The 26,756-nt window shown below is 71.9% G+C and carries 29 protein-coding genes; 4 read left to right on the top strand and 25 right to left on the bottom strand.

Annotated features, from left to right (window positions below; genetic code table 11):
* Positions 1-6: 6 nt before the first annotated feature.
* Together BLS56_RS21555 and BLS56_RS21550 are read right to left on the bottom strand one after the other, a co-directional pair.
* Positions 7-441, bottom strand: coding sequence for a hypothetical protein (locus BLS56_RS21555; RefSeq protein WP_139190889.1), 435 nt, complete (start codon positions 439-441; stop codon positions 7-9).
* A 157-nt stretch (positions 442-598) separates the two neighbouring features.
* On the bottom strand, positions 599-1,897 hold the full coding sequence (locus BLS56_RS21550; RefSeq protein ID WP_091453917.1) for a geranylgeranyl reductase family protein: 1,299 nt from the start codon (positions 1,895-1,897) through the stop codon (positions 599-601).
* Between the two features lie 113 nt (positions 1,898-2,010).
* Here BLS56_RS21550 and BLS56_RS21545 point away from each other — a divergent pair, with 113 nt between their 5' ends.
* Entirely contained in the window at positions 2,011-2,706 is a 696-nt protein-coding gene (locus BLS56_RS21545) for a DUF4328 domain-containing protein (protein WP_091453915.1), read from the top strand.
* Positions 2,707-3,032: 326 nt separating this feature from the next.
* On the opposite strand, the gene BLS56_RS21540 is transcribed toward BLS56_RS21545, so the two are convergent.
* From BLS56_RS21540 to BLS56_RS21530, 3 genes are read right to left on the bottom strand one after another with little or no spacing between them, the layout of a single operon-like run.
* Complete coding sequence (locus BLS56_RS21540) at positions 3,033-3,719, bottom strand: demethylmenaquinone methyltransferase (RefSeq protein WP_091453912.1); 687 nt, start codon at positions 3,717-3,719, stop codon at positions 3,033-3,035.
* Between the two features lie 31 nt (positions 3,720-3,750).
* Positions 3,751-4,860, bottom strand: coding sequence for a glycosyltransferase (locus BLS56_RS21535; protein WP_091453909.1), 1,110 nt, complete (start codon positions 4,858-4,860; stop codon positions 3,751-3,753).
* A 3-nt stretch (positions 4,861-4,863) separates the two neighbouring features.
* Positions 4,864-5,979 carry a glycosyltransferase family 4 protein gene (locus tag BLS56_RS21530; RefSeq protein ID WP_091453906.1) on the bottom strand — a complete coding sequence of 372 codons (1,116 nt, stop codon included), beginning with the start codon at positions 5,977-5,979 and terminating at the stop codon, positions 4,864-4,866.
* A gap of 177 nt (positions 5,980-6,156) precedes the next feature.
* On the opposite strand from BLS56_RS21530, the gene BLS56_RS21525 reads away from it, so the two are divergent.
* Entirely contained in the window at positions 6,157-6,987 is an 831-nt protein-coding gene (locus BLS56_RS21525) for an inositol monophosphatase family protein (RefSeq protein WP_091453905.1), read from the top strand.
* A gap of 89 nt (positions 6,988-7,076) precedes the next feature.
* Entirely contained in the window at positions 7,077-7,802 is a 726-nt protein-coding gene (locus tag BLS56_RS21520) for an alpha/beta fold hydrolase (RefSeq protein ID WP_228771821.1), read from the top strand.
* A 106-nt stretch (positions 7,803-7,908) separates the two neighbouring features.
* Here the strand turns inward: BLS56_RS21520 and ptsP are convergent, their stop codons facing one another.
* The 18 genes from ptsP to BLS56_RS21430 all read right to left on the bottom strand — a co-directional run bounded on the left by ptsP (position 7,909) and on the right by BLS56_RS21430 (position 24,528).
* Positions 7,909-9,573 (bottom strand): phosphoenolpyruvate--protein phosphotransferase, encoded by a 1,665-nt coding sequence (ptsP, locus tag BLS56_RS21515; protein ID WP_091453901.1) that lies wholly within the window; start codon positions 9,571-9,573, stop codon positions 7,909-7,911.
* 58 nt (positions 9,574-9,631) lie between these two features.
* Positions 9,632-9,898, bottom strand: coding sequence for an HPr family phosphocarrier protein (locus BLS56_RS21510; RefSeq protein WP_091453898.1), 267 nt, complete (start codon positions 9,896-9,898; stop codon positions 9,632-9,634).
* 22 nt (positions 9,899-9,920) lie between these two features.
* Positions 9,921-11,393, bottom strand: a complete 1,473-nt coding sequence (locus BLS56_RS21505) for a PTS fructose transporter subunit IIC (RefSeq protein WP_091453896.1) — start codon at positions 11,391-11,393, stop codon at positions 9,921-9,923.
* Entirely contained in the window at positions 11,390-11,845 is a 456-nt protein-coding gene (locus BLS56_RS21500) for a fructose PTS transporter subunit IIA (RefSeq protein WP_091453893.1), read from the bottom strand. The genes BLS56_RS21505 and BLS56_RS21500 overlap by 4 nt, the downstream gene beginning before the upstream one ends.
* A gap of 15 nt (positions 11,846-11,860) precedes the next feature.
* Entirely contained in the window at positions 11,861-12,802 is a 942-nt protein-coding gene (gene pfkB, locus BLS56_RS21495; protein WP_091453892.1) for a 1-phosphofructokinase, read from the bottom strand.
* Positions 12,799-13,554 (bottom strand): DeoR/GlpR family DNA-binding transcription regulator, encoded by a 756-nt coding sequence (locus BLS56_RS21490; protein ID WP_091453889.1) that lies wholly within the window; start codon positions 13,552-13,554, stop codon positions 12,799-12,801. Before BLS56_RS21490 ends, pfkB begins: the two co-directional genes overlap by 4 nt.
* Positions 13,555-14,114: 560 nt before the next feature.
* Positions 14,115-14,582: an NUDIX hydrolase gene (locus BLS56_RS21485; protein ID WP_091453888.1), complete on the bottom strand. Its 468-nt coding sequence runs from the start codon at positions 14,580-14,582 to the stop codon at positions 14,115-14,117.
* A complete protein-coding gene (locus tag BLS56_RS21480) occupies positions 14,579-14,854 on the bottom strand; it encodes a hypothetical protein (RefSeq protein ID WP_139190887.1) in 276 nt (91 codons plus the stop codon). The genes BLS56_RS21485 and BLS56_RS21480 overlap by 4 nt, the downstream gene beginning before the upstream one ends.
* Positions 14,855-14,958: 104 nt before the next feature.
* Positions 14,959-15,432 carry a helix-turn-helix domain-containing protein gene (locus BLS56_RS21475; protein WP_091453884.1) on the bottom strand — a complete coding sequence of 158 codons (474 nt, stop codon included), beginning with the start codon at positions 15,430-15,432 and terminating at the stop codon, positions 14,959-14,961.
* Between the two features lie 60 nt (positions 15,433-15,492).
* Positions 15,493-15,708: a hypothetical protein gene (locus BLS56_RS21470; protein ID WP_139190885.1), complete on the bottom strand. Its 216-nt coding sequence runs from the start codon at positions 15,706-15,708 to the stop codon at positions 15,493-15,495.
* Positions 15,709-17,069: 1,361 nt separating this feature from the next.
* Positions 17,070-18,131, bottom strand: coding sequence for a 1,2-phenylacetyl-CoA epoxidase subunit PaaE (paaE, locus tag BLS56_RS21465; RefSeq protein WP_091453879.1), 1,062 nt, complete (start codon positions 18,129-18,131; stop codon positions 17,070-17,072).
* 1 nt (position 18,132) lies between these two features.
* On the bottom strand, positions 18,133-18,612 hold the full coding sequence (paaD, locus tag BLS56_RS21460; protein ID WP_091453878.1) for a 1,2-phenylacetyl-CoA epoxidase subunit PaaD: 480 nt from the start codon (positions 18,610-18,612) through the stop codon (positions 18,133-18,135).
* On the bottom strand, positions 18,606-19,490 hold the full coding sequence (paaC, locus tag BLS56_RS21455) for a 1,2-phenylacetyl-CoA epoxidase subunit PaaC (RefSeq protein ID WP_091453875.1): 885 nt from the start codon (positions 19,488-19,490) through the stop codon (positions 18,606-18,608). Before paaC ends, paaD begins: the two co-directional genes overlap by 7 nt.
* The gene (gene paaB / locus BLS56_RS21450; protein ID WP_091453873.1) at positions 19,487-19,774 is read right to left on the bottom strand and encodes a 1,2-phenylacetyl-CoA epoxidase subunit PaaB; all 288 of its coding nucleotides are present in this window, start codon (positions 19,772-19,774) and stop codon (positions 19,487-19,489) included. Before paaB ends, paaC begins: the two co-directional genes overlap by 4 nt.
* On the bottom strand, positions 19,771-20,694 hold the full coding sequence (gene paaA / locus BLS56_RS21445; RefSeq protein WP_091453871.1) for a 1,2-phenylacetyl-CoA epoxidase subunit PaaA: 924 nt from the start codon (positions 20,692-20,694) through the stop codon (positions 19,771-19,773). Before paaA ends, paaB begins: the two co-directional genes overlap by 4 nt.
* Before the next feature lie 41 nt (positions 20,695-20,735).
* A complete protein-coding gene (locus BLS56_RS21440) occupies positions 20,736-21,206 on the bottom strand; it encodes a DUF3592 domain-containing protein (RefSeq protein ID WP_091453868.1) in 471 nt (156 codons plus the stop codon).
* Positions 21,207-21,251: 45 nt separating this feature from the next.
* The gene (gene menD, locus BLS56_RS21435) at positions 21,252-22,934 is read right to left on the bottom strand and encodes a 2-succinyl-5-enolpyruvyl-6-hydroxy-3-cyclohexene-1-carboxylic-acid synthase (protein ID WP_091453865.1); all 1,683 of its coding nucleotides are present in this window, start codon (positions 22,932-22,934) and stop codon (positions 21,252-21,254) included.
* Positions 22,935-23,187: 253 nt separating this feature from the next.
* Positions 23,188-24,528, bottom strand: coding sequence for a hypothetical protein (locus tag BLS56_RS21430; RefSeq protein WP_091453864.1), 1,341 nt, complete (start codon positions 24,526-24,528; stop codon positions 23,188-23,190).
* A 72-nt stretch (positions 24,529-24,600) separates the two neighbouring features.
* Here BLS56_RS21430 and BLS56_RS21425 point away from each other — a divergent pair, with 72 nt between their 5' ends.
* Complete coding sequence (locus BLS56_RS21425; RefSeq protein ID WP_091454284.1) at positions 24,601-25,512, top strand: 1,4-dihydroxy-2-naphthoyl-CoA synthase; 912 nt, start codon at positions 24,601-24,603, stop codon at positions 25,510-25,512.
* Here the strand turns inward: BLS56_RS21425 and BLS56_RS21420 are convergent.
* Positions 25,506-26,462, bottom strand: coding sequence for an arylamine N-acetyltransferase family protein (locus tag BLS56_RS21420; RefSeq protein ID WP_228771820.1), 957 nt, complete (start codon positions 26,460-26,462; stop codon positions 25,506-25,508). The genes BLS56_RS21425 and BLS56_RS21420 overlap by 7 nt on opposite strands.
* Before the next feature lie 71 nt (positions 26,463-26,533).
* A complete protein-coding gene (locus BLS56_RS33080; RefSeq protein WP_407640547.1) occupies positions 26,534-26,743 on the bottom strand; it encodes a pentapeptide repeat-containing protein in 210 nt (69 codons plus the stop codon).
* Between the last annotated feature and the right edge of the window lie 13 nt (positions 26,744-26,756).

Below are 26,756 nucleotides of genomic sequence, written 5' to 3'. Positions count from 1 at the left end.
GCACGATCATCCCCCATCCCCGGGCCGCAGAGCGGCGGCATTGCCATCCTCAGTCGCCGCATACGCATCCCGCGCCGAGATCAGCTTATCGATGTAACCCTGGGCGTATATGACCATCGCGGCATTGTGGTCCACAGCCTTCTCCAGGCTGTCCACGGTCGCCTGCGCCTGATCACGGCTGGGCTGGTCTTCAGCAGGCGGCGCGACCGTCTGGGCCGCCACTTTCAGCTTCTTGCCGCTGTCCTCGATCTTGTCCTGGATGTCCTGCCACCGCCTGATCAGGCTCTCGAACTCGTCCAGGCTCGTGATGTTGTAGTGACCGCCCTCACCGCCACCACCCGCGACGATCTCAGGCTGGGCGCCGAACAGCCTCGGCACCGACTCCGCGAAGGTGGTCACGGCGACCTCCAAGTCGATCTGCTGATCGACCGTCAACTCCACCGGAGTCCCCTCGCCCGCATCCGATCCCTCCGGCATCCCCCGGCCTCCCACCCTCGACATACCAGCGAGTGGGAATCCTAGCGATCATGCGCGCACGGCAAGTCACCATTCACCGGATCACCCCAACCAGACTCCCAAGACTGACAAGGGAAGCGGGTCAGAGGCTGGGGGCGACCTTGGTGGCCGCGGTGATGACGCGGTCGAAGGCGTCGCCGTCCTTGGGGTCGTAGAGGCCCGCGAGGAGTTTGAGGACCAGCTTCATCAGCGTCTTGCGGGGGAGGCCGTACTTGGTGGCCAGGGCCATCACGGTGGGGTTGCCGATGAGCTGGGAGAAGATGTTGCCCAGGCGGTAGTAGCTGCCCAGGGCCTGCTTCAGCGCCACCGGGTAGCCGTTGAGGGCCTTCTCCCGCGCCGGGCCCTCCGCGCGGGCCAGGGCCTGGATGACGACCTCGGCCGCCAGCCGGGCCGACTCCATGGCGTAGCCGATGCCCTCGCCGTTGAACGGGTTGACCAGGCCGCCCGCGTCGCCGATGAGCATGAGGCCGTCGCGGTAGTGGGGGGTGCGGTTGAAGCCCATGGGCAGGGCCGCGCCGCCGATCTTGCTGGTGGCGTTGTGCTCGCGGAAGCCCCATTCCTCCGGGGTGCCGTCGAGCCACGACCGCAGCAGCTGGCGGTAGTCGGTGCTGCCGAACGCCTTCGACGTCGACAGGATGCCCAGGCCGACGTTGACCGTGCCGTCGCCCATGCCGAAGATCCAGCCGTAGCCGGGGAGCAGGACCGGGTTGGCCGGGTCGGAGCGGTCCCACAGTTCCAGGTGGGACTCCAGGTAGTCGTCCTTGCTGCGGGGGCTGGCGTAGTAGCGGCGGACGGCGACGCCCATGGGCCGGGTGTCGATCTTGTCGAGGCCGACCGAGAGGGCCAGGCGGGCGGAGACGCCGTCGCAGGCCAGGACCAAGGGGGCGCGGTAAGAGACGGGGGTCTTGCCGGGGCCGGTCTTCGCGGACACGCCGACCACGCGGCCGGTGCGGTCGTCGGTGACGGCGCCGGTGACGGTGGTGTTCTCCTGGAGGCGGGCGCCCGCGCGGGTGGCGGTGCGGGCCAGCATGTCGTCGAAGTCCTGGCGGGGACGGACGACGCCGTAGGGCGGGAAGGTGGCCAGGTCGGGCCAGTCCAGTTCCATGGTGATGCCGCCACCGACAACGCGCAGGCCCTTGTTGTGCAGCCAGCCCGCTTCTTCGCGGGTGTCGATGCCCAGGTCGATCAGCTGTTTCACGCCGCGCGGGGTGAGCCCGTCGCCGCAGACCTTCTCACGGGGGAAGGCTCCCTTTTCCAGCAGCAGCACATCGAGGCCCGCCCTGGCGAGGTAGGTCGCCGCGGTGGAACCGGCCGGTCCGGCGCCGACCACGATGACGTCGGCGTCCTCGCCTGCCCGGCGGCGGCTGATCGCTGCGCTCATGACGCTCCTTGTGAAAGTCTTCACGTGCTGTCGCCAAGTCTAGAGGGCGGTGAAACGGCGGCCGTGCGCGCAGCGATCCTCCCGGGACTGCCGAGGCGGAGGACGTGCTGACGATGACCGACCCCGAGCTCACCGTGGCGCCTCTGGCGCCGCTGCCCCCACCGGCAGCGCGACCAGCGCGCGGGGCACGATTCGTGGCGTCGGCGTTGATCCTGCTCACCACACTCGCAGCCTGCCTTGCTGCGTGGCAGTCGTGGCGGTCGTACTGGCTGGTGCGGGACGTGCTCTCGGTCACGCCCACCGCGACAGCCGAGCAGCTGGCCGCAGCGCACACGCGGACCGAACTGCTCTCCTGGGCCTGGCTGGGCGGGGTGACGCTCTCGGGAATCGCGTTCCTGGCGTGGCTGTGGCGGGCCAGGGTCAACGCCGCCCGGATCTGCCTGGCCCCGCAGCGGCTGCGGATCCGCTGGGCGGTCGGCGCCTGGTTCGTGCCCGTCGCCAACCTGTGGTGGCCCCAGATGGTGCTGGGCGACGTGTGGCGGGCAAGCAGGCCGAACGCGCCCGCGGACCTGGCCACCGCGCCCGCGGGGCGGCTTGTGGGGCTCTGGTGGGGGGCGTTTGTCGCCATGCACACCGTTGACCTCTTCGCGGTGCATGTGCTGGCTGATGAGAGTTCGGTAGGGGCGTTTAAGAGTGTGTTCTTCGCGAACGTTCTCAGTGGAGGGCTGGCGGTGGTGGCGACTGTGTCGATCTTGGTGGTGATGCGCCGGGTCGACCGGTGGCAGACGGGGCGAGCCATTTTGCGCTGAGTCTTGTTCCGGGCTGACGTTCGCTCTGCGCTGAGGTTCGTCCTGCCCGAGTCTCATACCGCGCTGAGTTCCGTCCCGTCTCATACTGCGCCGAGTCCCCTTCCGCGCCGAATCCCGTTCCGCGCTGAGTTGCATTCTGCGCTGTGTTATCCACAGGACCGGCACGGTTATCCACAGGCCCGGCGCGCCTCTTCCCCTCGCTGACCTGCGGCGATAGACTGGAGCGGGGCGGCCCCCCGGGGAGGGTGGGGTTTGCCGTCGCGTGGGGTGGGCTTCTGCGGGATTGGCTGTGTTGGTTGGCTCGATGGGGTGGGCTGGTTGGTGGGTCAGGGGTTGGTGGCTCGGTGTAGGGCGACTACGCCGAAGGTGAGGTTCAGCCACTCGACGTCGTGCCAGCCTGCTCGGGCTATCAGTTCGGCGACGGTGCGTTGGTTGTGCCAGTCGCGCATGGACTCGGCGAGGTAGCTGTAGGCCTCGCTGTTGGAGGAGAAGGGGCGGGTGGCCAGGGGGAGGCCGCGCAGGATCGTGTTGTGGTAGAGCCAGCGCAGCGGCTTCAGTGGGGGTTGGGAGACCTCGCAGATGACCAGTCGCCCGCCTGGGCGGACTACGCGGCGCATCTCGGCCAGGGCGGCGACGGTGTCGTTCATGTTCCGCAAGCCGAAGGCGACGGTGACCGCGTCGAACGCGCCGGTGGCGAAAGGGAGGTGGAAGGCGTCCGCCGCGACGCGGGGGACGCCGCGTTGGGCGCCGCCCTTGAGCATTTCCAGGGAGAAGTCGGCGGCCACGCACCAGGCACCGGAGCGGGCGTGTTCCACAGTGGACACCGCGGTGCCCGCGGCGAGGTCGAGGACCTTCTCGCCGGGGGACGCGTCGAGGACCTGGCGGGTCATCTCGCGCCAGCGGCGGTCGAAGCCGAGGGTCATGACCGAGTTGGTGCGGTCGTAGCCCTTGGCGACCTCGTCGAACATCTCGGCGATGTCGTGGGGATCCTTGTCCAAGCCTGCACGCGCCATGGCCGAAGCGTAAGACGTGCGCCCAGAGGGCTCAGGACAGGCTCAGCGCGGTCAGCATTCCGCGCACCGACGTCGGCCAGTCGAACTCCTCCGCGCGGGCCCGCGCCGCCGCCCTGCGGTCGCGCTCGGGCAGCGAGAGCAGGCCCTCGACGGCCCCGGCGAACGCGGGCGCGTCGTCGGGGACGGCCAGGCCGCAGTCTGGGCGGACGATCTCGCGCAGCGCCGACGACGCGGACACCACCACGGGGGTGCCCGACGCCAGGGCCTCCAGGGCGGCCAGGCCGAACGTCTCGTGCGGGCCGGGGGCCAGCGACACGTCCGCGGTGGCCAGCAGCCGGGCCACGTCGGCGCGGTCGGCGACGTACCCGAGGAACGTCACCGGCAGGCCCGCGGCGCGGCGGCGCAGCGCGGCCATCCGCGGGCCGTCCCCTGCGACGACCAGCCGCGCCCGGTTGCCAGCGGCGCGCAGCGCGGCGAGGGCGTCGACGCTGCGTTCGACGTGTTTCTCCGGGGACAACCGGCCGCAGTGGACCAGCAGCATGTCCGCGCCCTCGGCCAGCTCAGCGCGCAGCGCGCCGTCGTGCCGGGCGGGAGTGAACGTGGTCAGGTCGACGCCCAGCGGGACGCGGCTGACGTTGGTCGCGCCGATCCGGTCGAACTCGGCGCCCGCGAACCCGGTGGTGCACACGACCGTGTCGTAGTTCGCGGCCATCCGCCGGTTCGCCGCGTCGGCCGCGCGCCGGGCCAGCGCGGCGGGCAGCAGGAACTGCTCCAGCAGCCGGTCGAGGCGCTCGTGGGAGATGACGACGCTGGGCACGCCGTGCGCGCGCGCCCACCGGCCCATGCCGCGCAGGGTGAGCCGGTCGGAGACCTCAAGTCGGTCGGGCGCCAGCTTCGGCAGCAGCGCCGCGACGCGCAGCGGGTCGACCGCGCGGTAGCCGCCGGTGCCGGGGATGCGCGGCGCGGGCAGCGTGATCCGCCGCACCCCGCTGGGCAGCATCTCGTCGTCGGACCCGCGCCCCGGCACGACCAGGGTGACCTCGTGGCCGCAGGCGACATAGCCCGCGCCCAGGTGGTGCAGCGCGGTGCGCAGTCCCCCCGACCGTGGTCCGTAGAAGTTGGCGAGCTGCACGATGCGCATGGCTCAGGCCGCCTTCGACCTTCTTCCCACGGTGACCTCGTGGTAGTGGCCGAGCAGTTCCTCGCACACCGCGCCCCAGGTGCGGCTGAGCACGTCCGCGCGCCCGGCCGCGCCCATCCTGCGGCGCAGCAGCGCGTCGGTGAGCCGGTCGACCGTCGGGCGAAGCCGCGCGGCGAACTGGTCCGGGTCGAGCAGGAACCCGGTGCGGCCGTGGTCGACGAGGTCGCGCGGTCCGCCCGCGTCCGGCGCGATCACCGGCACCCCGGACGCCATGGCCTCCTGCACGGCCTGGCAGAACGTCTCGTGCGGGCCGGTGTGCACGAACACGTCGAGGCTCGCGTAGGCCGCGGCCAGGTCCGCGCCGCCGCGGAAGCCGAGGAACGCCGCACCGGGCAGCCGCGCGCGCAGCGGGTCCGCGTCCGGGCCGTCGCCGACGACGACCACCCGCACCCCGGGCAGGTCGTTGAGCGCGGCCAAGTGCCCGACGCGTTTCTCCGGGGCCAGGCGGCCGACGTAGCCGACGAGCAGTTCGCCGTTGGGCGCGAGCCGGGCGCGCAGGTCCCGGTCGACGTGCTCGGGGGCGAACCGGCGGGTGTCCACGCCCCGGCCCCAGCGGTGCACCCGGGGGATGCCGCGCTCGGTCAGGTCGCGCACCGCCGCCGTCGACGGGGCCAGGGTCCGGTCGGCGTTCGCGTGCAGGCGGCGGATCCACCGCCACGCCGCGCGGGAGCCGCGGCTGAGCCCGTACGCGGCGGCGAACCCGGCCACGTCGGTCTGGTACACCGCGACCGTCGGCACGCCGAGGCGTCTGGCCGCCCACAGCCCGCCAGCGCCGAGCACGAAGGGCGAGGCCAGGTGCACCACGTCCGGGTCGAACTCGGCGAGGTCGGTGAGGATCTTCGGCGTCGGCACGCCGATGGGCAGGGACGTGATCACGGGCACGTCGACCGCCCGCACGCGGCGGACTTCCGCGTCGAGGTAGCGGTCGGGCCCGGCACCGGGGGCGATGACCATCGCCTGGTGCCCGCGCTGGTTGAGGTGTTCGAGCACCCGCAGGACGGAGTTGGTGACGCCGTTCACCTGCGGCAGGAAGCTCTCGGTGACGATCGCGACGCGCACACCAGGACCGTCGCACCCCAGTCCTGCCCTCCGGTGGACCGCCGCGTGACAAGGCGGCGAACGACACCGGAACTCCCGGGTGGGTACCGCCGGAGTGACCAACCTTGGCTTTACGTGTCACCGGAAGTCACCTCGGTGTCGCGCAACGGCCACACGGTGTGGTCACTCTAGGTTGGCATGACGCTCTTGTCCTCCCGTTCCCGAAAGCCGGTGGAGCCTGGACTGCTGTCCCGGGCCCTGGAGGTCGCGGGCCGCCTGGCCAACGACGCGACCGATGTGATCACCGCGACCGCGGGGCGCGGGGCGAGGCCGGGGGTCACCGACTCCCCTTTCGACTGGGTCACCGACACCGACCGAACCCTGGAGCGGCACACGCGCCGCGTGCTGACCGCCGAGTTCCCCGGCATCCCGGTCGTCGGCGAGGAGTTCGGCGCCGACGTCGGCTCCGACGAGTCGGAGTACCGCTGGGTGGTGGACCCGGTGGACGGCTCGGCCAACTACGTCGCCGGGGTCCCCTGGTGCGCCTACAGCCTCGCGCTGGTCGACACCGAGGGCCCGGTTGTCGGCGTGGTGGCCGACCCGTTCCGGGGCCAGATCTACGCGGCCGCCCGCGACCGGGGCGCGCGGGCCAACGGCGTGCGGATGTCGCTCACCGACCGCACGACGACGGCGGGCGCGATCGTGTGCACCGAACTGGCGCGCAACGGCCCCTGGCCGGGAATGGGCGGCTTCATCGAGCGGGCCGCGGCCGCGCAGGCGGGCGTGCGGGTCCTGGGGTCGGCCGCGCTGGCGGTCGCCCAGGTCGCGCTGGGCCACGCCGCGGCGGCTGTGCTGCACAGCTACCACGAGTGGGACGTCGCCGGGGCGGTCGCGCTGGCCCTGGAGTCGGGGGCGGCGGTGCTGGACAGACGGGGCGAGGACGCGCCGCTGCCGGTGGACGGCCTGCTGGTCGCGGCGCCGGGCGTGGCTGAGCAGGTACTCGGATGGTGGCAAGAAACGGCGACCTGACCCCGCGGCGGCGCCGGATTCGGGATGCTGTTCTTTTGCCCGGATTCGACGGAGGCGTCATGGGGAACACTCGCTCGTCCGATGGCACGGTGATCGCTTACGAGTGCTTGGGCTCGGGGCCCGCGCTGGTGCTGGTCGGCGGTGCGTTCAGCGATCGTGATTCGGCCCGGCCGCTGGCTGGGCTGCTCGCTTCGGGGTTTTCGGTGCATATCTACGACCGGCGGGGGCGGGGTGGGAGCGGGGACACTCCGCCGTATGCGGTGGAGCGTGAGATCGAGGACTTGGCCGCGGTGATCGCTGCCGCTGGTTCGGCTTCTGTGTTCGGGATGTCCTCTGGGGGGATTTTGAGCCTCAGGGCAGCGGCACACGGCGTTTCGATGACGCGGATCGCGGTGTATGAGCCGCCGTTCAGTGCTACGGCTTCTGTGCCTGCCGGGTTTGCGGCTGAGCAGAGGGCGCGGATCGCTGAGGGGCGGCGGGAAGAGGCGGTTGAGGCGTTTCTGGCCGCGCTGGATATGTCACCTGAGGTGATCGCCGCGATTCGGGATGGGTTGGGGTGGGGGCATTTGGTGGGATTGGCGCACACACTGCCGTATGAGGCGGCGATTGTGGGGACTGGGGCCGTGCCGGACTTGAGTGGGGTTTCGGCGCCGGTGCTGGTGGTTGATGGGGCGGCTAGTCCCGCGTCGATGCGTGCCGCTGCGCGGGCGGTTGCTGACGCGTTGCCGGATGCTTCGGCGGTTGGGTTGCCCGGGCAGACGCATAATGTGGATGTCGGTGTGCTTGCGCCTGTGTTGCGCGACTTCTTCGCCTGACTGTGCGGGGTTGGCTCGATGGGGTGGACGTAGGTTCAGCTTGCACTGGGGCAGGTTCCACAACGGACTTATTTCTTTTCTTTTTCCTTCTCCTTCTCTTTGCTTGTCATGGGGTGTGGGCCAGGTGGGTTGCGGTGGCTCGGGCTTCCGCCGCTGTGTCGGCTCGGAGGACTGCGGCCGCTATTTCTCGGCAGTCGTCGATTGTGTGGGTGGCCAGGGCTGTGCGGACGTCTGGGACGCTTACGGGGGCCATGGACAGGGAGTCGATGCCTAGGCCTGTCAGGACGAGGGCCAGTAGGGGGTCGCTGGCTGCTTCTCCGCAGACGCCGATGGGTTTGGCGGTGGCTTGGCCTGCTCGGGCGGTGAAGGCGATCAGGTCCAGCAGGGCGGGTTGCCACGGGTCCAGCAGTGGGGCCAGGGCGCCTAGTTGGCGGTCTGCGGCGAAGGTGTATTGGGCCAGGTCGTTTGTGCCCAGGCTGACGAAGTCCACTTCGGACAGTATGGCCGCCGCGCGGAGGGCGGCGGCGGGGATTTCGATCATCACGCCCACCTTGGCGATGCCGTGCCGCCTTGCGGTGGTGGCGAAGTCGGCGGCTTCGGCGGCGGTGGCGACCATGGGGGCCATCACCCAGGGGGTGGCGCCCGCGTCCGCGGCGGCTAGGGCCAGGGCCTCCAGTTGGTCGCGGAGGAGGTCCGGGCGGCGCCATGCGGTGCGGAGGCCGCGGACGCCGAGGGCCGGGTTGTCCTCTGGGTCGGGGCAGGCGTAGGGGACGGGCTTGTCCGCGCCCGCGTCCAGGGTGCGGACTACTACTTTCCTGCCGTGCAAGGGTTCCAGGACTCGGCGGTAGACGCGGCGTTGTTCTTCGATGGTGGGGGCTTCGGCTCGGTCCAGGAACAAGAACTCAGTGCGGAACAGGCCCACGCCTTCGAGGTCGAGGGCCGCCGCGGCTTCCGCGTCGGCCGGGCCGCCGACGTTGGCCAGGAGGGCTATGGGATGGCCGTCGGCGGTGCGGCCGGGACCGCGTTGGGTCGCGCGGGCTGCCCGGGCGGTGCGGCGGGCGGCCACGTCGTCCACCTCCGACTGGGTTGGGTCGGTGACTACCGTGCCGTTGCTGCCATCCACCACCAAGGGCTGTCCGTCCACAAAGGAGCAGGCGACGGGGCACGCGACCACGGCGGGAATGCCCAGGGACTTGGCCAGGATGGCGGTGTGGCTGGTGGGGCCGCCGCGTTCGGTGACGACGGCCAAGACGACGGCCGGGTCCAGCAGCGCCGTGTCGGCGGGGGCCAGGTCCTCGGCGACCAGCACGTACGGGTGGCCGGGGGCGGGGAGGCCGGGCATGGGGAGGCCGAGCAGGTAGGCCACCGCACGGTCGCGGATGTCGTCCAAATCGGCGACGCGTTCGGCCATGTAGGGCCCTGCGTTGGCGAGTAGCTCGCGGTATCCGGCGATGGCGCGGTCGACGGCCCACGCCGCGGGCACGCCCGCGTCGACCAGGTCTCGGACGTTCCCGGCGAGGGCTGGGTCGCGGGCCATCATGGCGGCGGCGGTCAGCACCTCGGCGGCTTCCGGGCCCGCCAGTTTCGCGCGCCGCTCCAGTTCGGCCGCGGTTTCCGCCAAGGCGGTGCGGGCGCGGTCGCGGTCGTTTTCGCCGACGGGTGGGACGGTGGTGGGGAGGCGGGGCGGCTGCCCCAGGCGGGCGGCCGGGCCGGTCGCCACGCCGGGGCTGACGCCGATGCCGCGGTGGACCCTGTGTCCGGGGGTGCTCATGCCGTCACCGCCCTGGTCTCGTGCGTTCGCGGGCCCGCGCACTGTGTCCGTGATTCGCTCATGCGTCGTGGTCCACTTCCAGCAGGGCCGCCAGTTCGGCCAGAGCGGCTTCGGCGCCCTCGCCCTCGGCGGCCAGCACGACCTCGTCGCCGCCGCGGGCGTCGAGGCCGAGCACGGACAGGATGCTGCGGGCGTCCACCGGGTCGCGGCCGTCCTTGGCGATGGTCACCGGGACCGGTTGCTCGGCCGCGGCCCGCACGAACAGTCCCGCTGGCCGCGCGTGCAGGCCCACCGCGGACGCGATCTTCACTCGGCGCTCGGACATGGCTGGTGCCTCTCTGGTGGGGCTAGGCGGCGGCCGGGGTGGCCGTCGTGGGGACGGGGTCGGTCGGGTTCTCGGTGCGGCCGATGGACTTGGCGGCCAGCACGCTGACGGCGGCGATCACCATGCCGACGGCGATGGCGAGCAGCACCAGCAGCGGCTTGCCGATCAGGCCGACGACCCAGATTCCGCCGTGCGGGGCCAGGGACGTCGCGCCGACGGCCATGGTCAGGCCGCCGGTGGCGGCGCTGCCGAGCATGATCGACGGGATGACCCGCAGCGGGTCGGCCGCGGCGAACGGGATGGCGCCCTCGGTGATGAACGACGCGCCGAGCAGCCAGCCCGCCTCCCCCGCCTTGCGTTCGGCGTCGGTGAACAGCCTGCGCCGCAAGGCGGTCGCGAGCGCGAGGCCCAGCGGCGGGACCATGCCCGCTGCCATCACCGCCGCCATCGCCGCGGACGGCGTGCCGGAAGCCAGGGTGCCGACGGCGAAGGTGTAGGCGACCTTGTTGACCGGGCCGCCCATGTCGAAGGCCATCATCGCGCCCAGCAGCAGCCCGAGGCCGACCGCGCCCGCGCCGGTCATGCCGGTGAGCCAGTTCGTCAAACCGGTCTGCACGGCGGCGACCGGGGAGCCGATGACCAGCAGCATGATCACGCCGACCACCGCGGTGGAGACCAGCGGGATGATCACCACGGGCATCACGGCCTGCAGCGCGCGCGGCAGGCTGACCCGGGTCAGCGCGTAGGCGACGCCACCGGCGAGCAGGCCCGCGAGCAGGCCGCCGAGGAAGCCCGCGCCGGTCGCGGTGGCGAGCAGGCCGCCGACGACGCCGGGCACCAGGCCGGGCCGGTCGGCGATGCCGAAGGCGATGAACCCGGCCAGGATCGGGACCAGCATGGAGAACGCGACCGCGCCGATCTTGAACAGCACCCCCGGCACGCCCGCGGTGGCCAGCAGCTGCGACAGGTCGGTCACGCCTGCGTAGGTGACGCCGCCGAATGTGCCGCCGTTGACCTTCGAGGCGACTTCGGCGCCGCCGAACAGGAACGCCAGCGCGATCAGCAGCCCGCCCGCGGCGACGAACGGGATCATGTAGCTCACCCCGGTCATCAGCCACTGCCGCAGCCGCGTTCCGACACCGGCGCTTTCGTCCACTTTGGACACCAGGACCGGTGCGGGCGCCGCGTCCGTGTCGGCCCGGTCCACGGCTTGCGCGATCAGTTCGGCCGGGTTGTTGATGGCCTGCTTGACCCCCGCCTGCACCAAGGGCTTGCCCGCGAACCGGTCGCGGTCGCGGACCTCGACGTCCGCGGCGAAGATCACCGCGCGGGCGGCGGCGATGTCCTGCGGCGACAACGGGTCCATGCCCGCGGACCCCTGGGTTTCCACGAGTAACTCGTGGCCCGCGGCTTCGGCGGCCTGCTCCAGGGCTTCCGCGGCCATGTAGGTGTGCGCGATCCCGGTCGGGCACGAGGTGACGGCTACGAGCTTCATCGGTCGATCACTTCCTCGGTGACAAGCTTGACGACCGCGGCGGCGTCGGCCGCGGTGGCGAGAGCGTCCTTGAAGGACTGGTGGACGAGCCTGCGGGCGAGCGCGGCGAGGATCTTCATGTGCTCGCCGCCCGCCCCGTCCGGCGCGGCGATCAGGAAGATCAGCCGCGCGGGCCCGTCCGGCGCGCCCCAGTCGACACCGTCGGCGCTGCGGGCGAAGGCCAGCGACGGCTCGGCGACGGCGGCCGAGCGGGCGTGCGGGATGCCGATGCCGCCTTCGAGCCCGGTGGGCATCTGCGCCTCCCGGGCGGTGACGTCGGCGAGGAACGCCTCGACGTCGGTGACCCGGCCTGCGGCGGCGAGCCGTTCGGCGAGCGCGCGGGTGACCTCGGCGCGGTCTTTCGCGGCCAGGTCCAGCAGAACGAGGTCTTCGGTGATGAGCGGCATTGGCATCTCCGTGGGTTTCAGTCAGCTGTCACTGAGGGCGGTGGCGGGGTCGAAGGCGGGCGAGCAGCGCACGGCGGCGCGGTCGAGTTCGGTCGGCGTGGGCATCCGGCTGCCGGGCAGGCTCGCGGCGGCGGCGCCCCAGGCGACGGCGGCGGCCAGCGCGTCCGGGCCGACGCGGCCCGCGGCGAGGAAGCCCGCGAGCAGGGCGTCGCCCGCGCCGACGGTGCTGCGGGTCTCGGCGACGGCGCCGTGGGCGTGCCAGGCGCCCTCGGCGGTGAGCAGCAGCGCGCCCTCGGCGCCGACGCTGGCGACCACGGCGGGGACGCCGCCGTCGAGGACCTGGCGGGCGGCGGCGAGGACGTCGCCGAGGGTGCGGACGGCGCGGCCGGTCAGGTCGGCCAGTTCCTCGCGGTTGGGTTTGATCAGGTCGGGGCGGGCGGGCAGGGCGGCGCGCAGCGCGGCGCCGCTGCTGTCGACGGCGACCCGCACGCCTTTCGCGCGCAGGCGGGTGGTCAGTTCGGCGTAGAAGTCGACCGGGACCCCGGGCGGGAGGCTGCCGCAGAGCACCACCCAGTCGGCGCCTTCCGCCGCGTCGAGGGTGGCCGCGGCGAGGCGGGCGGACTCACCAGCGCTGAGCCGGGGGCCGGGCTCGTTGAGCTTGGTCGTGGTGCCGTCCGCCTCGGCGATGGTGATGTTGGACCGCACCGCCCCGGCGATCGGCACCTCCACCACGGTGATGCCCGCGGCGGCCAGCAGCGCGGTGAGCTGCAGCCCTTCCGCGCCGCCGGTCGGCAGGACGGCGGTGGCCCGGTGCCCGTTGGCGGCGAGCGCGCGGGCCACGTTGACCCCCTTGCCGCCCGCGTCGAGCAGCGCGGAGCGGGCGCGCAGGACGGCGCCGCGGCGCAGGCCGTCGATCTCGACGGTCCGGTCGACGCTCGGGTTGGCGGTGACGGTGACGATCATGCCCGCACCACCGTCGGCCCGGCCGCCTCGAACTCGGCGGCTTCGTCCGCGTCGAGACCGTCGTCGGTGACGATGGTGTCGACCTGCTCAAGCGTGGCGAAGCGGGCGAAGCACTCGGTGCCGGCTTTGGACGAGTCGACCAGCGCCACCACCCGGCGGCCCGCGGCGACCATGGCCCGCTTGACGGCGGCCTCGGCCTGGTCCGGGGTGCTCAGGCCGCGCCCGCTCAGCCCGTTGGCGCCGAGGAACGCCACGTCGACGTAGAGGTCGCGCAGGGTGTCCAGGGCCCAGGCGTCGACCCCGGCGAGGGTCTTGCCGCGCACCCGCCCGCCCAGCACGAGGACGTTGACCCCGCGGGTGGCGAGCGTGGTGGCGATCGGGAGGGCGTTGGTGACCACGGTGAGGTCGCGGTCAGCGGGGAGCAGATCGGCCAGCCGCGCGGTGGTGGTGCCCGCGTCCAGCAGGATCACACCCTCCGCGGGCAACTCGGCCAGCGCGGCTTTCGCGATCCGCTGCTTCTCGGCGGTCGCCTCAGCGTCGCGGGCGGCCAACTCCGGCTCGAACCGCAGCCGCTCGATGGGAATCGCGCCCCCGTGCACCCGCCGCAGCACCCCCCGCTTCTCCAGGGCGTCGAGGTCCCTGCGCACGGTCTCGGTGGTGACCCCCAGGTCCTCTGCCAACACGGCGACCTCGACCCGCCCCGCCTCCCGGGCCCGCTCGGCGATGAGCTGCTGACGTTCCGCCGCGTACATGGCTTGAGGTTCCCTTCGTTTCACTGTGGTTTCATCTTTGTACGTCTTTGTTTCAGTGGGGTCAAGGGTTACCAACGGGTAAACTCAGAAACCTCGGCGACCGGGCCTCCTGGTGCCCTGTCCGGGCAAAGATGGCGGAGTCCGGCATAGTCGGTGGTCAGGTTGACTACCGGCAGAATGCCCCCGTGCCTGAGCTGGATCTTGTCCCTGGGGGCGCGCAGGCCGCGGTCCTCGACGGCCCTCGAACAGACACTGCGCCTGCACCAGCACCAGCCCGGCACACTGGTAGCGCTCGCCTGCTACCCATACGAACGCAGCGGCGGCGCGATCGAATGGTCCGGCCAGAACCAGCGCCGTCGTCCTACCTGGACATCGCCGCCGAACCCGTCAACTGGCCGACATCACCCGGTCCACGAACGCCACCAGGCACCCGGCCACGACTTCCTCACGAGCGCCGGGACTACCACCGTGCCCTCACCAACCCACTCCGGCCTGCCAGCACTGCTGTCACCGAGCGTCTTCTCCACAGTGATGACCCGCTGCCGTTTCCCGGAAGGCCGTCAATGCCGAATCAGGCCGCCGACCGTCACGGGAGAGACGTGGCCGGTCGCCGGAAGCGTCCGCGCCAGGGCAAGACCGACGTCGACGAGCGACGATCGGCACAGACCGGCGACATCCGATATCGACGTCCAGACCGACTCAGCGGTCTCGCCGTTCTGCTCTGGCCGCAAGACGCCACCAGTAATCCGGACCTGGTAAAAGACGCCGACGTTCTGGTGCTCCATCCCCGACCGCGCCTCGGCGGCGGGAATCACCCTTGAGTCCACGCCCAACAGGCGTTCGACCACCGCCTCGCAGCCCGTCTCCTCGGCGACCTCCCGGACCACCGCGTCGAACGGATCCTCGGCCTGCTCGACCTTGCCGCCCGGAAGAGTCCAGTTCGTGTCTCCCGTCGGCGAGACACAACGGGCGAGCAGCACACGCCCGTCCTCGATGCACACGGCATATGCCGCCAGCCGGAAACTCATCCGCGCACCGCCCGCGCCGCAGGCCGACGTCCGGGCAGCCGGGGGAACGGTCCGCGACGGATATAGCGCCACTGCGAGACGAACACGACGATGGTCAACACGAGAGTCAGCGAGCCCCAGAACAGGAACGCCGTCCAGTCGTCGAGCAGGAACACCCCCGCGACGATCGCGAACACCAGGAACGTCCCACCGGTCAGCACTCCCCGCCAGGTCAACCGCTTGAGGTCATCCATCCGCTCGCGCTGCTCGTCGTCCATCTCGCGCTTCCCCACACATCAACTTTCCCACACACCAAGCGGGACGCAGGACGACAGAACATGCGAAAAGGGGCAGGCCCATCACCGAAAGTGATGGGCCTGCCCCTTCGCCGGTCGCGTCAGGCCAGCCTCAGCCGCCGCCTCTTGCGCTTGTCCGCGGCGCCTGCCTGCCGCTGGCCTGGCACCGGGATGTGCTTGGCGTGGAACTCCCGATGGGTGTCCGGGTCGGCGACCAGGAGACCGCAGTCCGGGCAGGCGCTGGGTGGCGCGACCACGCTGGCGTCGGCCCGGCCGCCTGCCGGGGGTTCAAGGGGATCGATCAGGTCTTTGACGGCGACCCAGCGGGGCAGCCACTCGCCGCGGACGGTGTCCTCGGACAGTCGGCAGCCCTGGACGAGCAGGGCCTCGGCGACCGCCCAGGACGGCAGCGTCTTGCCCTCGAACGCCCGGTGCAGGGTCGAGAACGATGTGCTGTGGCCCATCCTGCGCACCAGCTGACGCAGCGGAAGGTCACCGGCGTCGCGGCGGGCGCGGCGCAACTGGTAGGCGAAGTCGGCGATCGCGGCGGCCAAGTCCTGGTTGGGGTGTGGCATCGGAGTCCTCCCTGTCCGCCTCGTGGGGCCCCAAAGGGACCCCACGAGGCTTGACTGGCCCTACAGCTGAGCCCGCACGGCCGGCGGGTCGGACGGCGGAGTGCTGCCGCCCGGCCCGCCGAAGAGGCGAACCGCGACCTCGGCCGCGACGAGGCAGGCGACGGCCGCCGCCGTTGTCGACTCGTTGAGGGTGTAGCCGGACAGCAGTGCCGCCTGCTGGGTCGCGGGACCAATGGCCCCGACGATGACAAGGAATGCCTTGAGCCTGTTACCCAAGGTCGCACCCACTCTCACTCGTACCCATTTGCGCTGGGTGTGTGGACTTTCGAGGGTTCCAACTGTCCTTCCAACACTGGCGCGCCCACTGGCATGGAACGCGGCCACTGCCCAGAATGCCAGAGCGCACACCCTCCGCGCTACACAACGATCTGGAAACTTCGATTCACCTGTCCACAATGGACAAGATACGAAACCGACTCACCCCACCCGTGAATATCTCAAGAATGAATCGACCCGATGATATCGAGCGATTTTTGCGCCATATCTTCCAGGTCTTGAAATAGCGAAAGGCTCCCCGCTGCCAGACGAGGAGCCTTCCTTATCCCGATACCACACACCCAGCGCAAAGTGAGCAGAGTCTCGGGAGACTAAGGGGAATGAGAAGAATCCGCTGAACCGCGGGAGGCGCGCCACGGCCTGCCTCGCTGCCAACCGAATGGCCTGTGGCTTGCGCGGTGACTAACCATGATCACATCGCCGACGGGCGAAGGCCCGAGTCCGGATAAACGACGCGGCGAACGAGCTTGCGGGACGGGGCACGGCGGCGAGTTCGGCACGCGGCGCCGGTCCGCCGCCCACGGCGACCAGGCCACGGCTTCGGTGCGCCCAACTACCGGCCACCGGAACGGCGACACCCGCGTCGACCTGCGACAAGGCCGCTCCGACCCGAGTGCGGCCCGCGTCGGGCAGCCGGACGATCCGCGTCCGGGCCGGGTGCGCAGGCCATCGCCGGGATCGCGGGTTCGCCCTGGCCCACGGGGACGAGCGCGCCGGTCGCCCGCTGGCCGTGCCCGGCGGGAAGGCCGCGAGGGCGGTGAGCACGGCGCAGCCGGCCAACGCCACAACGAGCGCAACCATGCTTCCCCCCTTTGCCGCCGCATCCGCCAGAAGGCACACTTCTGACTATCCTAGTCGCTCCGGTGGATCAGCGGCCCGATGGCGCGTCACCACGTAAGCCATGGAAGCCCCGCCGCGACCGGCACGCAAGCCGCGGCGGGGAATTGGAACGAAACGGGGACAACATGAAACGGGATGAAACAGTGTGAAACACATCTGCTCTTGTCCTCGGCGCGCAGGCGTGCTGGCGTTTCTACCGCCCGCGGCGTATGCGCTCGCGCGGGCACCATCAGCACGGCCGCCTTCCGCTAGCCCACCCGGAGCGCGCGTCCCGGCCAAGCGGCAACCTCGACGCCGATTCACGGTAAAGCAGAGAATTGTTTCCGGCGAACATACTAATGGTAGGCCACCACTTCATCTTCCCCCGATGCGCTCGTTCCCATCGCCGCACACGGCTATTTCAAGCCCATTTCTTCAACTGAAGCAGGCATATTTGAAGCCCGATTCTCCCGAAATGGGCGTCAGGCGTCGTAGTCGATGGTGACCGTGTCCGTGGCCGGGAGGCCCTGGCAGGTGAGGACGAACCCGGCGGCGACCTCGTCGCGTTCCAGGGCGTAGTTGCGGCGCATGGCGACGCGGCCCGCGGTGACCTTGGCGCGGCAGGTGCCGCAGACGCCGCCCTTGCAGGCGAAGGGGAGGTCGGCGCGGACGCGCTGGGCGGCGTCGAGGATGGGCGCGTCGAAGGGGAGGGCCAGGGTGGTCGCGCGGCCGTCGAGTTGGATGGTGACGGCTGCGGTGGGGCCGTCGGCCAGGGTGTCGTCTGGGCGTTTGGGCTCGGGAGGCGGCTCGGCCACGTAGAACAGCTCGCGGTGCACGTTCTCCGGGGGAACGCCCCGTTCGGCCAGCAGGGCGTTGGCGTCCTGGATCAGGCCGAACGGGCCGCACAGCCACCACTGATCGACCTCGGCCGCGGGCACCACGCGGTCGAACAGGGCGGCGAGGCGTTCGGCGTCGAGGCGGCCGGAGAACAGGTCGACCTCGCTGGGCTCGCGTGAGAGGACGTGGATCAGGTGCAGGCGGGCCGGGTGGCGGTCCTTGAGGTCGGCCAGTTCCTCGGCGAACATCACGGTGTCCGAGCGGCGGTTGCCGTAGAGCAGGGTGACGCGGGTGTCGGGCTCGGTCAGCACCGTTGCCGCGATGGACAGCACGGGCGTGATCCCGGAACCGGCGGCGATGAAGCAGTGGTGCCGCCCCGGCACCCGGCCAGGGGTGAAGTTCCCCTGCGGGGTAAGGACTTCCAGCGTGTCACCGGGTTTGAGCGAGTCGACGATCCGGGTGGAGAACAGGCCGCCCTCGACGCGCCGGACGCCGATGCGCGGGGCGGCGCCGACCGGCGCGCAGATCGAGTACGAGCGGCGTTCCTCGCGGCCGTCGACGTCCTGGCGCAGCGTCAGGTACTGCCCGGCGCGGAAGTCGTACTCCCCGGCCAGGTCCTCCGGCACCGCGAAGGTGACCGCGACGGCGTCCTCGCAGAGCCGGTCGACGCGGGCGACCGGGAGCGGGTGGAACACCGGGCGCGGCACGTCAGTGTTCCTTCAGTTGCTCGAACGGCTCCCGGCAGTCCTCGCAGCGGCGCAGCGCCTTGCACGCGGTGGAGCCGAATCGGGACAGCTCGGTCGTGCGGGGCGAGCCGCAGCGCGGGCACGGCACGCGCCGAGCGGGCGGCGGCTCCAGGTTCAGCCGGACCGGGCCGACCCGGTGCGGGGGCGCGATTGCGTGCTCGGCGAGCTTGCGCAGGCCCTCGGCGCTGATCCAGTCGGTTGTCCACGCCGGGTGCAGCACGGTGCGCACCTCGACTTCCGTGTAGCCCGCCGCGGCGAGGCGGGCCCGCAGGTCGGCGCGCATCTCGTCCAGCGCGGGGCAGCCGGAGTAGGTGGGCGTGATCGTGACGGTGACCTTGCCGCCGTCTTCGCTTACCTCGCGCAGGATGCCGAGGTCGGCCAGCGTCAGCACCGGCAGCTCGGGGTCGAGCACCTGCTCGGCGATCCGCCGCGCGCTCACCACAGCGCTCCCGGCATCGACCGGGCCACGTGCTGCATCTCGGCGAGCAGGTATCCCATGGCCTCGGTGTGCACGCCGTCGCGGCCCGCTTTCCCCGCGACCGGTGCGATTTGCTCGACATCCGGCCGTTCCAGGCCCGCCGCGTCAAACACGGTGTCGAGCACACCGTCTACTTCGGACCGAAGGGTGGCCGGGTCGACCGCGGCGGCGAGCCGGGTTTCGACGGGGTGCGGGGTGAACAGCTCGTCCACGTACGGCCACACCCGCGCCAGCCCGGCGATCACGCGCTCGCGGGAGTACGCGGTGCCGCCCGCGAGCCGCAGCGTCCACTGGGCGGCGTGATCACGGTGGTAGGCCAGCTCCTTGACGCCCTTCGCGGCGACCGCGGCCAGCACCGGGTCGACGGATTCGGTGAGCCGCTGGAACAACGCGAGCCGCCAGGCCGAGAAGACCAGCAGCCGCGCGATCGTGGCGGCGAAGTCGCCGCCTTCGCCTGGGCCGCAGTCGATCTCGACCAGGCGCACGTTGCGGAACCCGCGTTCGTCGCGCAGGTACGCCAGCGCGTCCTCGTCGCGGCCCGCGCCCTCGACCTCGCCCGCGCGGGTCAGCAGCAGGCGCGCCTGGCCGAGCAGGTCGAGTGCGATGTTGGCCAAGGCGACGTCTTCTTCGAGCTCGGGCGCGCGCGAGCACCACTCGGCGAGGCGCTGGGAGTAGACCAGCGCGTCGTCGCCGAGCATGAGGCAGTAGGCGACCAGGTCGTCACGGTCCACAGAGGACGGAACCACTCGGTCCACATCGGACAGTGCGGCGGTGAACCCGGTGCCGAACGCCCAGTGCTTTTCCTCGCCCGCGTCAGCCAGGCCGTCGTAAGGGTTGCTCATAGGTGCGGCACGTCCTCGGGGATGTCGTAGAACGTGGGGTGCCGGTACACCTTGTCGCCGCTGGGGGCGAAGAACGGGTCCTTCTCGTCCGGGCTCGACGCGGTGATCGCCGACGCCCGGACCACCCAGATGCTCACGCCCTCGTTGCGCCGGGTGTAGAGGTCGCGCGCGTTGCGCAGCGCCATCTCGTCGTCGGGGGCGTGCAGCGAGCCGACGTGCACATGGTTGAGGCCGCGCTTGCCGCGCACGAAAACCTCGTACAGGGGCCAAGAAGAGCCGCTCATGCCGCCCGCTCCCGCATCGCCGCGTACGCGGCCGCCGCCTCCCGCACCCACGCGCCGTCCTCGTGCGCCTCGCGGCGGTGCGCGACGCGCTGCGCGTTACATGGCCCGTCGCCCTTGACGACCCGCCAGAACTCGGCCCAGTCGATCTCGCCGAAGTCGTAGTGGCCGCGCTCGGCGTTCCAGGCGAGCTTCGGGTCGGGCAGGGTCACGCCCAGCTTCTCGGCCTGCGGCACGGACATGTCCACGAACCGCTGCCGCAGCTCGTCGTTGGTGTGCCGCTTGATCCGCCACGCCAGGGACCGCTCGGTGTTGGCCGACTCCTCGTCGGGCGGGCCGAACATCATCAGCGCGGGCCACCACCACCGGTCGACCGCGTCCCGCACCATGTCCCGCTGCGCCCGGGTGCCGCGCATCATGGTCATCAGCAGCTCGTAGCCCTGCCGCTGGTGGAACGACTCCTCCTTGCAGATCCGGATCATCGCGCGCGCGTACGGGCCGTAGGAGGTGCGGCAGAGCGGGACCTGGTTGCAGATGGCGGCTCCGTCGACCAGCCAGCCGATGACGCCGACGTCGGCGAAGGTCAGCGTGGGGTAGTTGAAGATCGAGGAGTACTTCTGGCGGCCCTCGACCAGCCGGGCGGTGAGGTCGTCGCGGTCCGCGCCGAGCGTCTCGGCGGCGGCGTAGAGGTAGAGGCCGTGGCCCGCCTCGTCCTGCACCTTGGCCAACAGGATCGCCTTGCGCCGCAGCGACGGGGCGCGGCTGATCCAGTCGCCCTCCGGCTGCATCCCGATGATCTCGGAGTGCGCGTGCTGCGCGATCTGGCGGACCAGCGTCTTGCGGTAGCCCTCGGGCATCCAGTCGCGCGGCTCGATCCGGTGGTCGGCGGCGACAACGCGTTCAAACTCGCGTTCCAGGTCCACGACCCGATGTTACACCTGAACGCCGATTTCGCCGGGAAGTGTCACACCCGCGGCCTGCGTGGCCGCCAGCGGCGCAGGTGCAGCGGGCCGCGCCTGCGCAGCGCGTAGACGAGCCCGACGACAACGGCCCAGACGGCAAGCAGGGTCGTGCTCACCGGCAGGATCGTGAGCGCCGCCCCCCGCCCGGCGACCCGCACCAGGTCCGGGTCGCGCTGGTCGTACTCGACCCGCACGACCTGCCCCTCCGCCAGCGCCTCCGGGTACAGCACGCCGACCGACGGCACGTGCTCGGCGCCGTCGGGGGTCTGGAAGCGGACCAGGGTCCGGTTGAACGCCACGCTCACCACGTCGGCGTCAGCGCGGCCGGTGTGCTGCTCGATGGCGGTGTCCTCGGTGAACGCGGCCACGACGAGCAGCACTCCCAGCGCCGTCAGCACGGCGGCCACCGCGATCGCCACGAGGGCCGTCACGCTGCGCGCCCGCTCCGAGCGGCCAAGCCTGTGCTCGTCCACACCGGGAGCCTATCCGGGTCACCACACGTGATCGGGCGGCTTCGGTCAGCGCACGGCGTCGGCGACCGCGCCGCGCAGCCGGGCGTGCAGGTCGCGCAGGCCTGCCCGGTCGGCGCGGACCTCCACCACCCGCAGGCCGGGGGCCGGGGCGAGAGCCGCGCGCAGTTCGCTGGCCGAGTCCGCGCGGGTGTGCGGGACGCGGTAGGCGGCGCAGAGGGCGCCGAGGTCGACGCCGTGCGGGGTGCCGAACACCCGCTCGAACCCTGCCTTGTGCTCGGCGGCGCCCTGCTCCAGCAGCGAGAAGATGCCGCCGCCGTCGTCGTTGAGCACGACCGCGGTGAGGTCCGGCCGCCGCTCCCGCGGGCCGATGAGCATGGCGTTCGCGTCGTGCAGGAACGTCAGGTCGCCCATCAGCGCGTACGTGGGCGCCACGCCGCCGACCGCGACGCCCGCGGCGGTCGACAGGTTGCCGTCGATGCCCGCGACGCCCCGGTTGGCGTGGATCGCGACGTCGGCGCGGTGCGCGGCGACCAGGTCGACGTCGCGGACCGGGTTGGACGAGCCGAGGAACAGCGTGGCGTGCGGCGGCAGCGCCGCCAGCAGCTCGCGGGCCACGTGCAGACCGGTCGGCCACGGCTCGCGGGCGAGCAGGCCCTCCACCGCGCCCACCGCGGCGTCCTCCGCGTCGTGCCACCGCGCGAGCCAGCCCGGGTCGTGGCCTTCGACATGGGCGAGGTCGTCCTGGTCGAGCCAGCCGCGCACGTGGGTGGCGACGTACTGCGGGTCGGTCCACTGCGGGTGGTCGCCGATGCCGTAGACCGGCACCCGGTCCATCAGGCCGCGCACCCCCCGCGAGAGCGTCGGACGACCCACGACGACCACGGCGTCCGGCCGGAGCCGGTCGGGCAGCGACCCGCCGCCGAGCAGCAGCGGCCCGCAGCGCAGCACCGGCGCCCCGCCCGCGATGGCCGACGCCGCGCCCACCGGCTCGGCGATCACCGGCCACCCCGCCTTCGCCGCCACCCCCGCCGCCGACGCCGCGCGCCCGGCGTCGCCGCTGCCGACGACCATGAGCGTCCGCGCGGGCAGCGGAAAGTCGACCCGGTTGCCCGGCACTGACCGAGCGGCCGAGGACGTCGTCCAACGCAAACCGTTAGGCCTACCGTCGAGCGTGTCCGGCCACTGATCGGCGAACGTCGGCACTAACGGCTCCCGGAAAGGAATGTTGAGCTGCACCGGCCGCCCCGTCTCCGCGCGGGCGACCCCCCGGCAGACCAGGCCGCGCCACACCGGGTTCAACCCCGCCCGCCGCTCGGCCACCGGGAAGTCCACCGCGACCGCGGCGCTGCCGAAGATGTTGCGCTGGTCGATGGTCTGGTTCGCCCCCGTCCCATGCAGCTCCGGCGGCCGGTCGGCGGTGATCAGCAGCAGCCCGACCCCCGAGTGGTGCGCCTCCAGGACACTCGGGTGCAGGTTCGCCACCGCGGTGCCGGAGGTGCACACCACCGCCGCGGGCCGCCCCGAGGCCCGCCCCAGCCCCAGCGCGAAAAACCCCGCCGACCGCTCATCGATCCGGACGTGCAGCTCCACCCGCCCCGCCCCCGCCGCTGCGTGCAGCGCGAACGCCAGCGGCGCGTCCCGCGACCCAGGGCACAGGACCACGTGCCGCACGTCGTTGCGGACCAGCTCGTCGACCACCACGGTGGCCATCGCGGTGGACGGGTTCACAGCGCTCCCACTTCCCGGGCCCGCGCTCGCGCGCCCCGACAGGACTGCCCACTCTCGCGGACCGGCAATGAGTGACCCAGCACACGGCGAGGGCCTACCGTCCGACCAGGCTCTTCCCACACTCGACCCCGACGGCACGCCCTGACCGGCCCGGAGCGCTGTCCAACCGTTGACGCGCGCGCGAGAAGGCTTCGGGGCGTGGGCGAGTTCCTGGCCCGAAGGCGACCCTCGGGGCAGCGCGGGAGTAAGCCGGTCACGGTGCGAACGGCCGGGGAGACGAGTCGTCGGCGCGGTGGCGGAACAGGACGCGGGCGCGCAGCCCCCACCGGGCGATCGACCGGCCCGCCGGGGTGAGGCCGACGCGGCGGGCGGTCCAGTCCGCGTCCAAGGCGTCGAGGACGCGCAGGCGGCGCAGGAACCAGCCGCCCACCTCGGCGGCGTGGGTCGGGCCGTAGTCGGTGCCGTCGGTGCTGGACCAGCCCTCCTCGGCCAGGACGTAGGCCACCTTCTCGAAGATCCGGCTCGGCGCCATCCGGTCCTCCAGCAGCAGCGCCGCCAGCACGACCTCCTCGATGACGCCCAGCGCCGTGCGGTCCAGCGACATCAGCCGTTCGCCGACGGTCATCAGCAGCGTGTCCTGGTCGTCCACCAGGGCGGCGCCTCGGCTGGTCAGCTGGAGCCGGGTGCCGTTGCGGACGGTGAGGCCGAAGTCGGTGGCCATCTCGCGGAGAAGCTTGACCGGCGGCCACTGCGACTCACTGCGGCCCAGGATGACCAGCTCGCGGCAGGTGGGCATCAGCTCCGCCAGCGCCGTGACCAGCGCGGTGGGCAGATACCCGCTGCCGGTCAGCCGCGCCCCGGCGCCCCGGCACTCGGACAGCAGGAAAGTCAGCGCGGGCAGCTCGGCGCCGTCGCTTTCCGGCGCGCGCCGCACCTCGGGGCGCAGCCGCACCATCAGCTCGCGCCGGGTCTGGCTGCCCTGGCCACGGGTCCAGGCGTCGAGACGCTCGTCGAGGAGCTTGACGAACCAGGTGTCGTCGCCGTCGGCCTCGGGGCTGGTCAGCAGCCGCATCACCAGGCCGACCCGCAGTTCCTCGCCGCTGCCGTCCGCGGGCAGCGTCCCGGCTTCGACGGCCTCCTCCAACAGCCTGCCCGCGGCGGCGTGCAGCGCGGACTCGACCGGCCCTCCGCGGTCGGACCACGTCAGGATCGGGGTGTCCGGCGGCAGGACCCCGGACGCGCGCCACGCCGCCGCGACCAGTTCCCGGTGCCGCCGCTCGTCGCCCGCGGCGTCGAGGATCTCGTGCGTGGTCCGCGCGCGGCAGAGCCGGGCGTAGGCGGTGTGGCCGAGCAGGTCGAGCAGCTCGGCGAAGGACTCGCAGGTCTCGTGCAGGTCGTCGAACGCGCCCTCGCCCGCCGGGCTGGCGTGCGCCTGCGGGAGCGTGCTCCACACCATCTGCTGCACGTCGTAGCGGGTGACCTTGGTCGGATGGGCGGCCGTCGAGCGCATCACATGCCACAGGGCGTGCGCGTGCTTCGCCGCGGTGTCGTCCCGCGCGCGAATGACCTCCAAGGCCGAATCCAGGTCGTGCACGGACTTAGCTTTACACGCCGACCCCGAACCCCGCGAACGACTGTCCACAGCCTCGCCGGCATGCTCCCCGACGTGGCTGATCGCGAGGTTTCCGAGCTGTTCGACCCGGCGCAGTGGCGCGAGATCGACGGGTTCGACTTCACCGACATCACCTACCACCGCGCCGTGGACACCGGGGCTGTGCGCATCGCGTTCGACCGGCCGGAGGTGCGCAACGCGTTCCGCCCGCACACGGTCGACGAGCTGTACCGCGCCCTGGACCACGCCAGGATGAGCTCGGACGTGGGCTGTGTCCTGCTCACCGGCAACGGCCCGTCGGCCAAGGACGGCGGCTGGGCGTTCTGCTCCGGCGGCGACCAGCGGATCCGCGGCCGCACCGGCTACCAGTACGCCTCCGGTGAGACAGCCGAGACGGTCGACCCGGCCCGCGCGGGCCGCCTGCACATCCTGGAGTGCCAGCGGCTGATCCGGTTCATGCCGAAGGTCGTCATCGCCGTCGTCCCCGGCTGGGCGGCAGGCGGCGGGCACAGCCTGCACGTGACCTGCGACCTCACCCTGGCCAGCGCGGAGCACGCCCGGTTCAAGCAGACCGACGCCGACGTCGGCAGCTTCGACGGCGGTTTCGGCTCGGCCTACCTGGCCCGGCAGGTCGGGCAGAAGTACGCCCGCGAGATCTTCTTCCTCGGCCGGACCTACACCGCCGACGACATGGTCCGCATGGGCGCGGTCAACGCGGCGGTGCCGCACGCCGAACTGGAGGCGACCGCGCTGCAGTGGGCCAGGGAGATCAACGGCAAGTCGCCGACGGCCCAGCGGATGCTCAAGTACGCGTTCAACGCCATCGACGACGGCCTGGTCGGCCAGCAGATCTTCGCAGGCGAGACCACGCGGCTCGCGTACATGACCGACGAGGCCGTCGAGGGCCGCGACGCCTTCCTGGAGAAGCGCGACCCGGACTGGTCGGGGTTCCCGTACTACTACTGAGGTTGTGCCTGCGGCGTCCCCGCGTCGGTGGGCTGGGGCGCCGCCAGAAAGCGGTCGTGGTCGGCCCTGAGGCGGTCCCACAGCGCGGCGCGGCGGGCTTCGTCCACCTCGGGCAGCGGGAGGGCGAACACGTCGGCCAAGAGGGCGAAGTAGTCGGCCTTGGCGCCGATCTCGGTCTTGCTCTTACCGCCTGAGTCGAGGTGTTCGAGCACCAGTCCGCGCAGCGTGCTGATGTCCGTCGCCGTGCGGATGGACAGGGTGACGACCCGCACGAACCCTGATTCCGGGCCTGTGGATAACTCCCGATGCCGCTCCTCGAGATGTGCCACGGTGGCATCGAAGGGAGTGAAGTCCATGCCAAGAAACGAACCACGCGGGTCGTGGTCGAAGCGCCACCCGCCGGAGACGACCTCCGACGGTCGCAGCGCGAAGGTGGACGGTGTCTGCGTGAACGTGCCCCGCACCAGGGGCAGCGGCTCGTAGAGGGCGTCACCCAACCCCGTGTCGACGAACCATCGGCCGTCGGGGCACTCGGCCGTGGGCAGGCCGTGGACCTCCAGGGCCAGGTGGCTCCCGGTCGCGCCTGCGGGGACGGGTTCGGCCCGCCCCTGCACGCCGCCTGCCCGCCACCGGACGTCGAAGCCGAGCCAGTCCAGCAGGCAGCCGAGTGCGCCGTTGAGGTGGTAGCAGTAGCCGCCACGGCCCGAGGCGAGGTGCGCCATCGAGTCAAGCGGCTCAATGGTGCGCGTCTCGCCTAGGGCGATCCACACCACCTCGTACGGCACCCGCTCGACCTGCGCCCGGTGCAGGGCGGCCAACGTCTCCACGGTCGGAGGCGGTGGTGCCGCCCAGCCCAGCCTGGCCAGGTAGGCATCGCGCAGCGACTCGTCGACCGGCCTGCGCCAGTGCCAGTCGCCCGAGCCGAGGTCAGCCGAGCCTTGTCCCGGCAAGGCCCGGTCCGACGACCCCTGGCCCGGCAACGCTCGGTTTGGCCACGCCTGGTACGACGAGCCATGGTTGGTCACGCCCTGGTGGAGCGAGCCCTGGTTTGCCGGGGTTCGGTTCGGCGGGGCCAGGTCCGGTGAGCCGGGGGCGCACGAGCGGTGCCCAGCCGAACGCGGGTCCGACGAGCCGCGCTCAGACACGCGCCGGTCAACCGGGCTGCGGTCAACCGGGCTGCGGTCAACCGGGCTGCGGTCAACCGGGCTGCGGTCAACCGGGCTGCGGTCAACCGGGCTGCGGTC

Origin of the sequence: Actinokineospora iranica (assembly GCF_900101685.1) — a bacterium.
Classification (GTDB): Bacteria; Actinomycetota; Actinomycetes; order Mycobacteriales; family Pseudonocardiaceae; genus Actinokineospora; species Actinokineospora iranica.
Note: the sequence above shows the minus strand (reverse complement) of the source record. Positions and strands in the feature narration are given on the sequence as shown.

Bases quoted from the DNA above. Each gene is read 5' to 3' on its own strand.
- BLS56_RS21540 (WP_091453912.1), bottom strand. From the start codon at position 3,719: ATGGCGCGTGCAGGCTTGGACAAGGATCCCCACGACATCGCCGAGATG.
- BLS56_RS21500 (WP_091453893.1), bottom strand. From the start codon at position 11,845: ATGCCAATGCCGCTCATCACCGAAGACCTCGTTCTGCTGGACCTGGCC.
- BLS56_RS21475 (WP_091453884.1), bottom strand. From the start codon at position 15,432: ATGCCACACCCCAACCAGGACTTGGCCGCCGCGATCGCCGACTTCGCC.
- BLS56_RS21525 (WP_091453905.1), top strand. From the start codon at position 6,157: ATGACGCTCTTGTCCTCCCGTTCCCGAAAGCCGGTGGAGCCTGGACTG.
- BLS56_RS21490 (WP_091453889.1), bottom strand. From the start codon at position 13,554: ATGTACGCGGCGGAACGTCAGCAGCTCATCGCCGAGCGGGCCCGGGAG.
- BLS56_RS21485 (WP_091453888.1), bottom strand. From the start codon at position 14,582: ATGAGTTTCCGGCTGGCGGCATATGCCGTGTGCATCGAGGACGGGCGT.
- ptsP (WP_091453901.1), bottom strand. From the start codon at position 9,573: ATGAGCACCCCCGGACACAGGGTCCACCGCGGCATCGGCGTCAGCCCC.
- BLS56_RS21510 (WP_091453898.1), bottom strand. From the start codon at position 9,898: ATGTCCGAGCGCCGAGTGAAGATCGCGTCCGCGGTGGGCCTGCACGCG.
- paaC (WP_091453875.1), bottom strand. From the start codon at position 19,490: ATGAGCAACCCTTACGACGGCCTGGCTGACGCGGGCGAGGAAAAGCAC.
- BLS56_RS21545 (WP_091453915.1), top strand. From the start codon at position 2,011: ATGACCGACCCCGAGCTCACCGTGGCGCCTCTGGCGCCGCTGCCCCCA.
- BLS56_RS21550 (WP_091453917.1), bottom strand. From the start codon at position 1,897: ATGAGCGCAGCGATCAGCCGCCGCCGGGCAGGCGAGGACGCCGACGTC.
- BLS56_RS21535 (WP_091453909.1), bottom strand. From the start codon at position 4,860: ATGCGCATCGTGCAGCTCGCCAACTTCTACGGACCACGGTCGGGGGGA.
- pfkB (WP_091453892.1), bottom strand. From the start codon at position 12,802: ATGATCGTCACCGTCACCGCCAACCCGAGCGTCGACCGGACCGTCGAG.
- BLS56_RS21505 (WP_091453896.1), bottom strand. From the start codon at position 11,393: ATGAAGCTCGTAGCCGTCACCTCGTGCCCGACCGGGATCGCGCACACC.
- paaB (WP_091453873.1), bottom strand. From the start codon at position 19,774: ATGAGCGGCTCTTCTTGGCCCCTGTACGAGGTTTTCGTGCGCGGCAAG.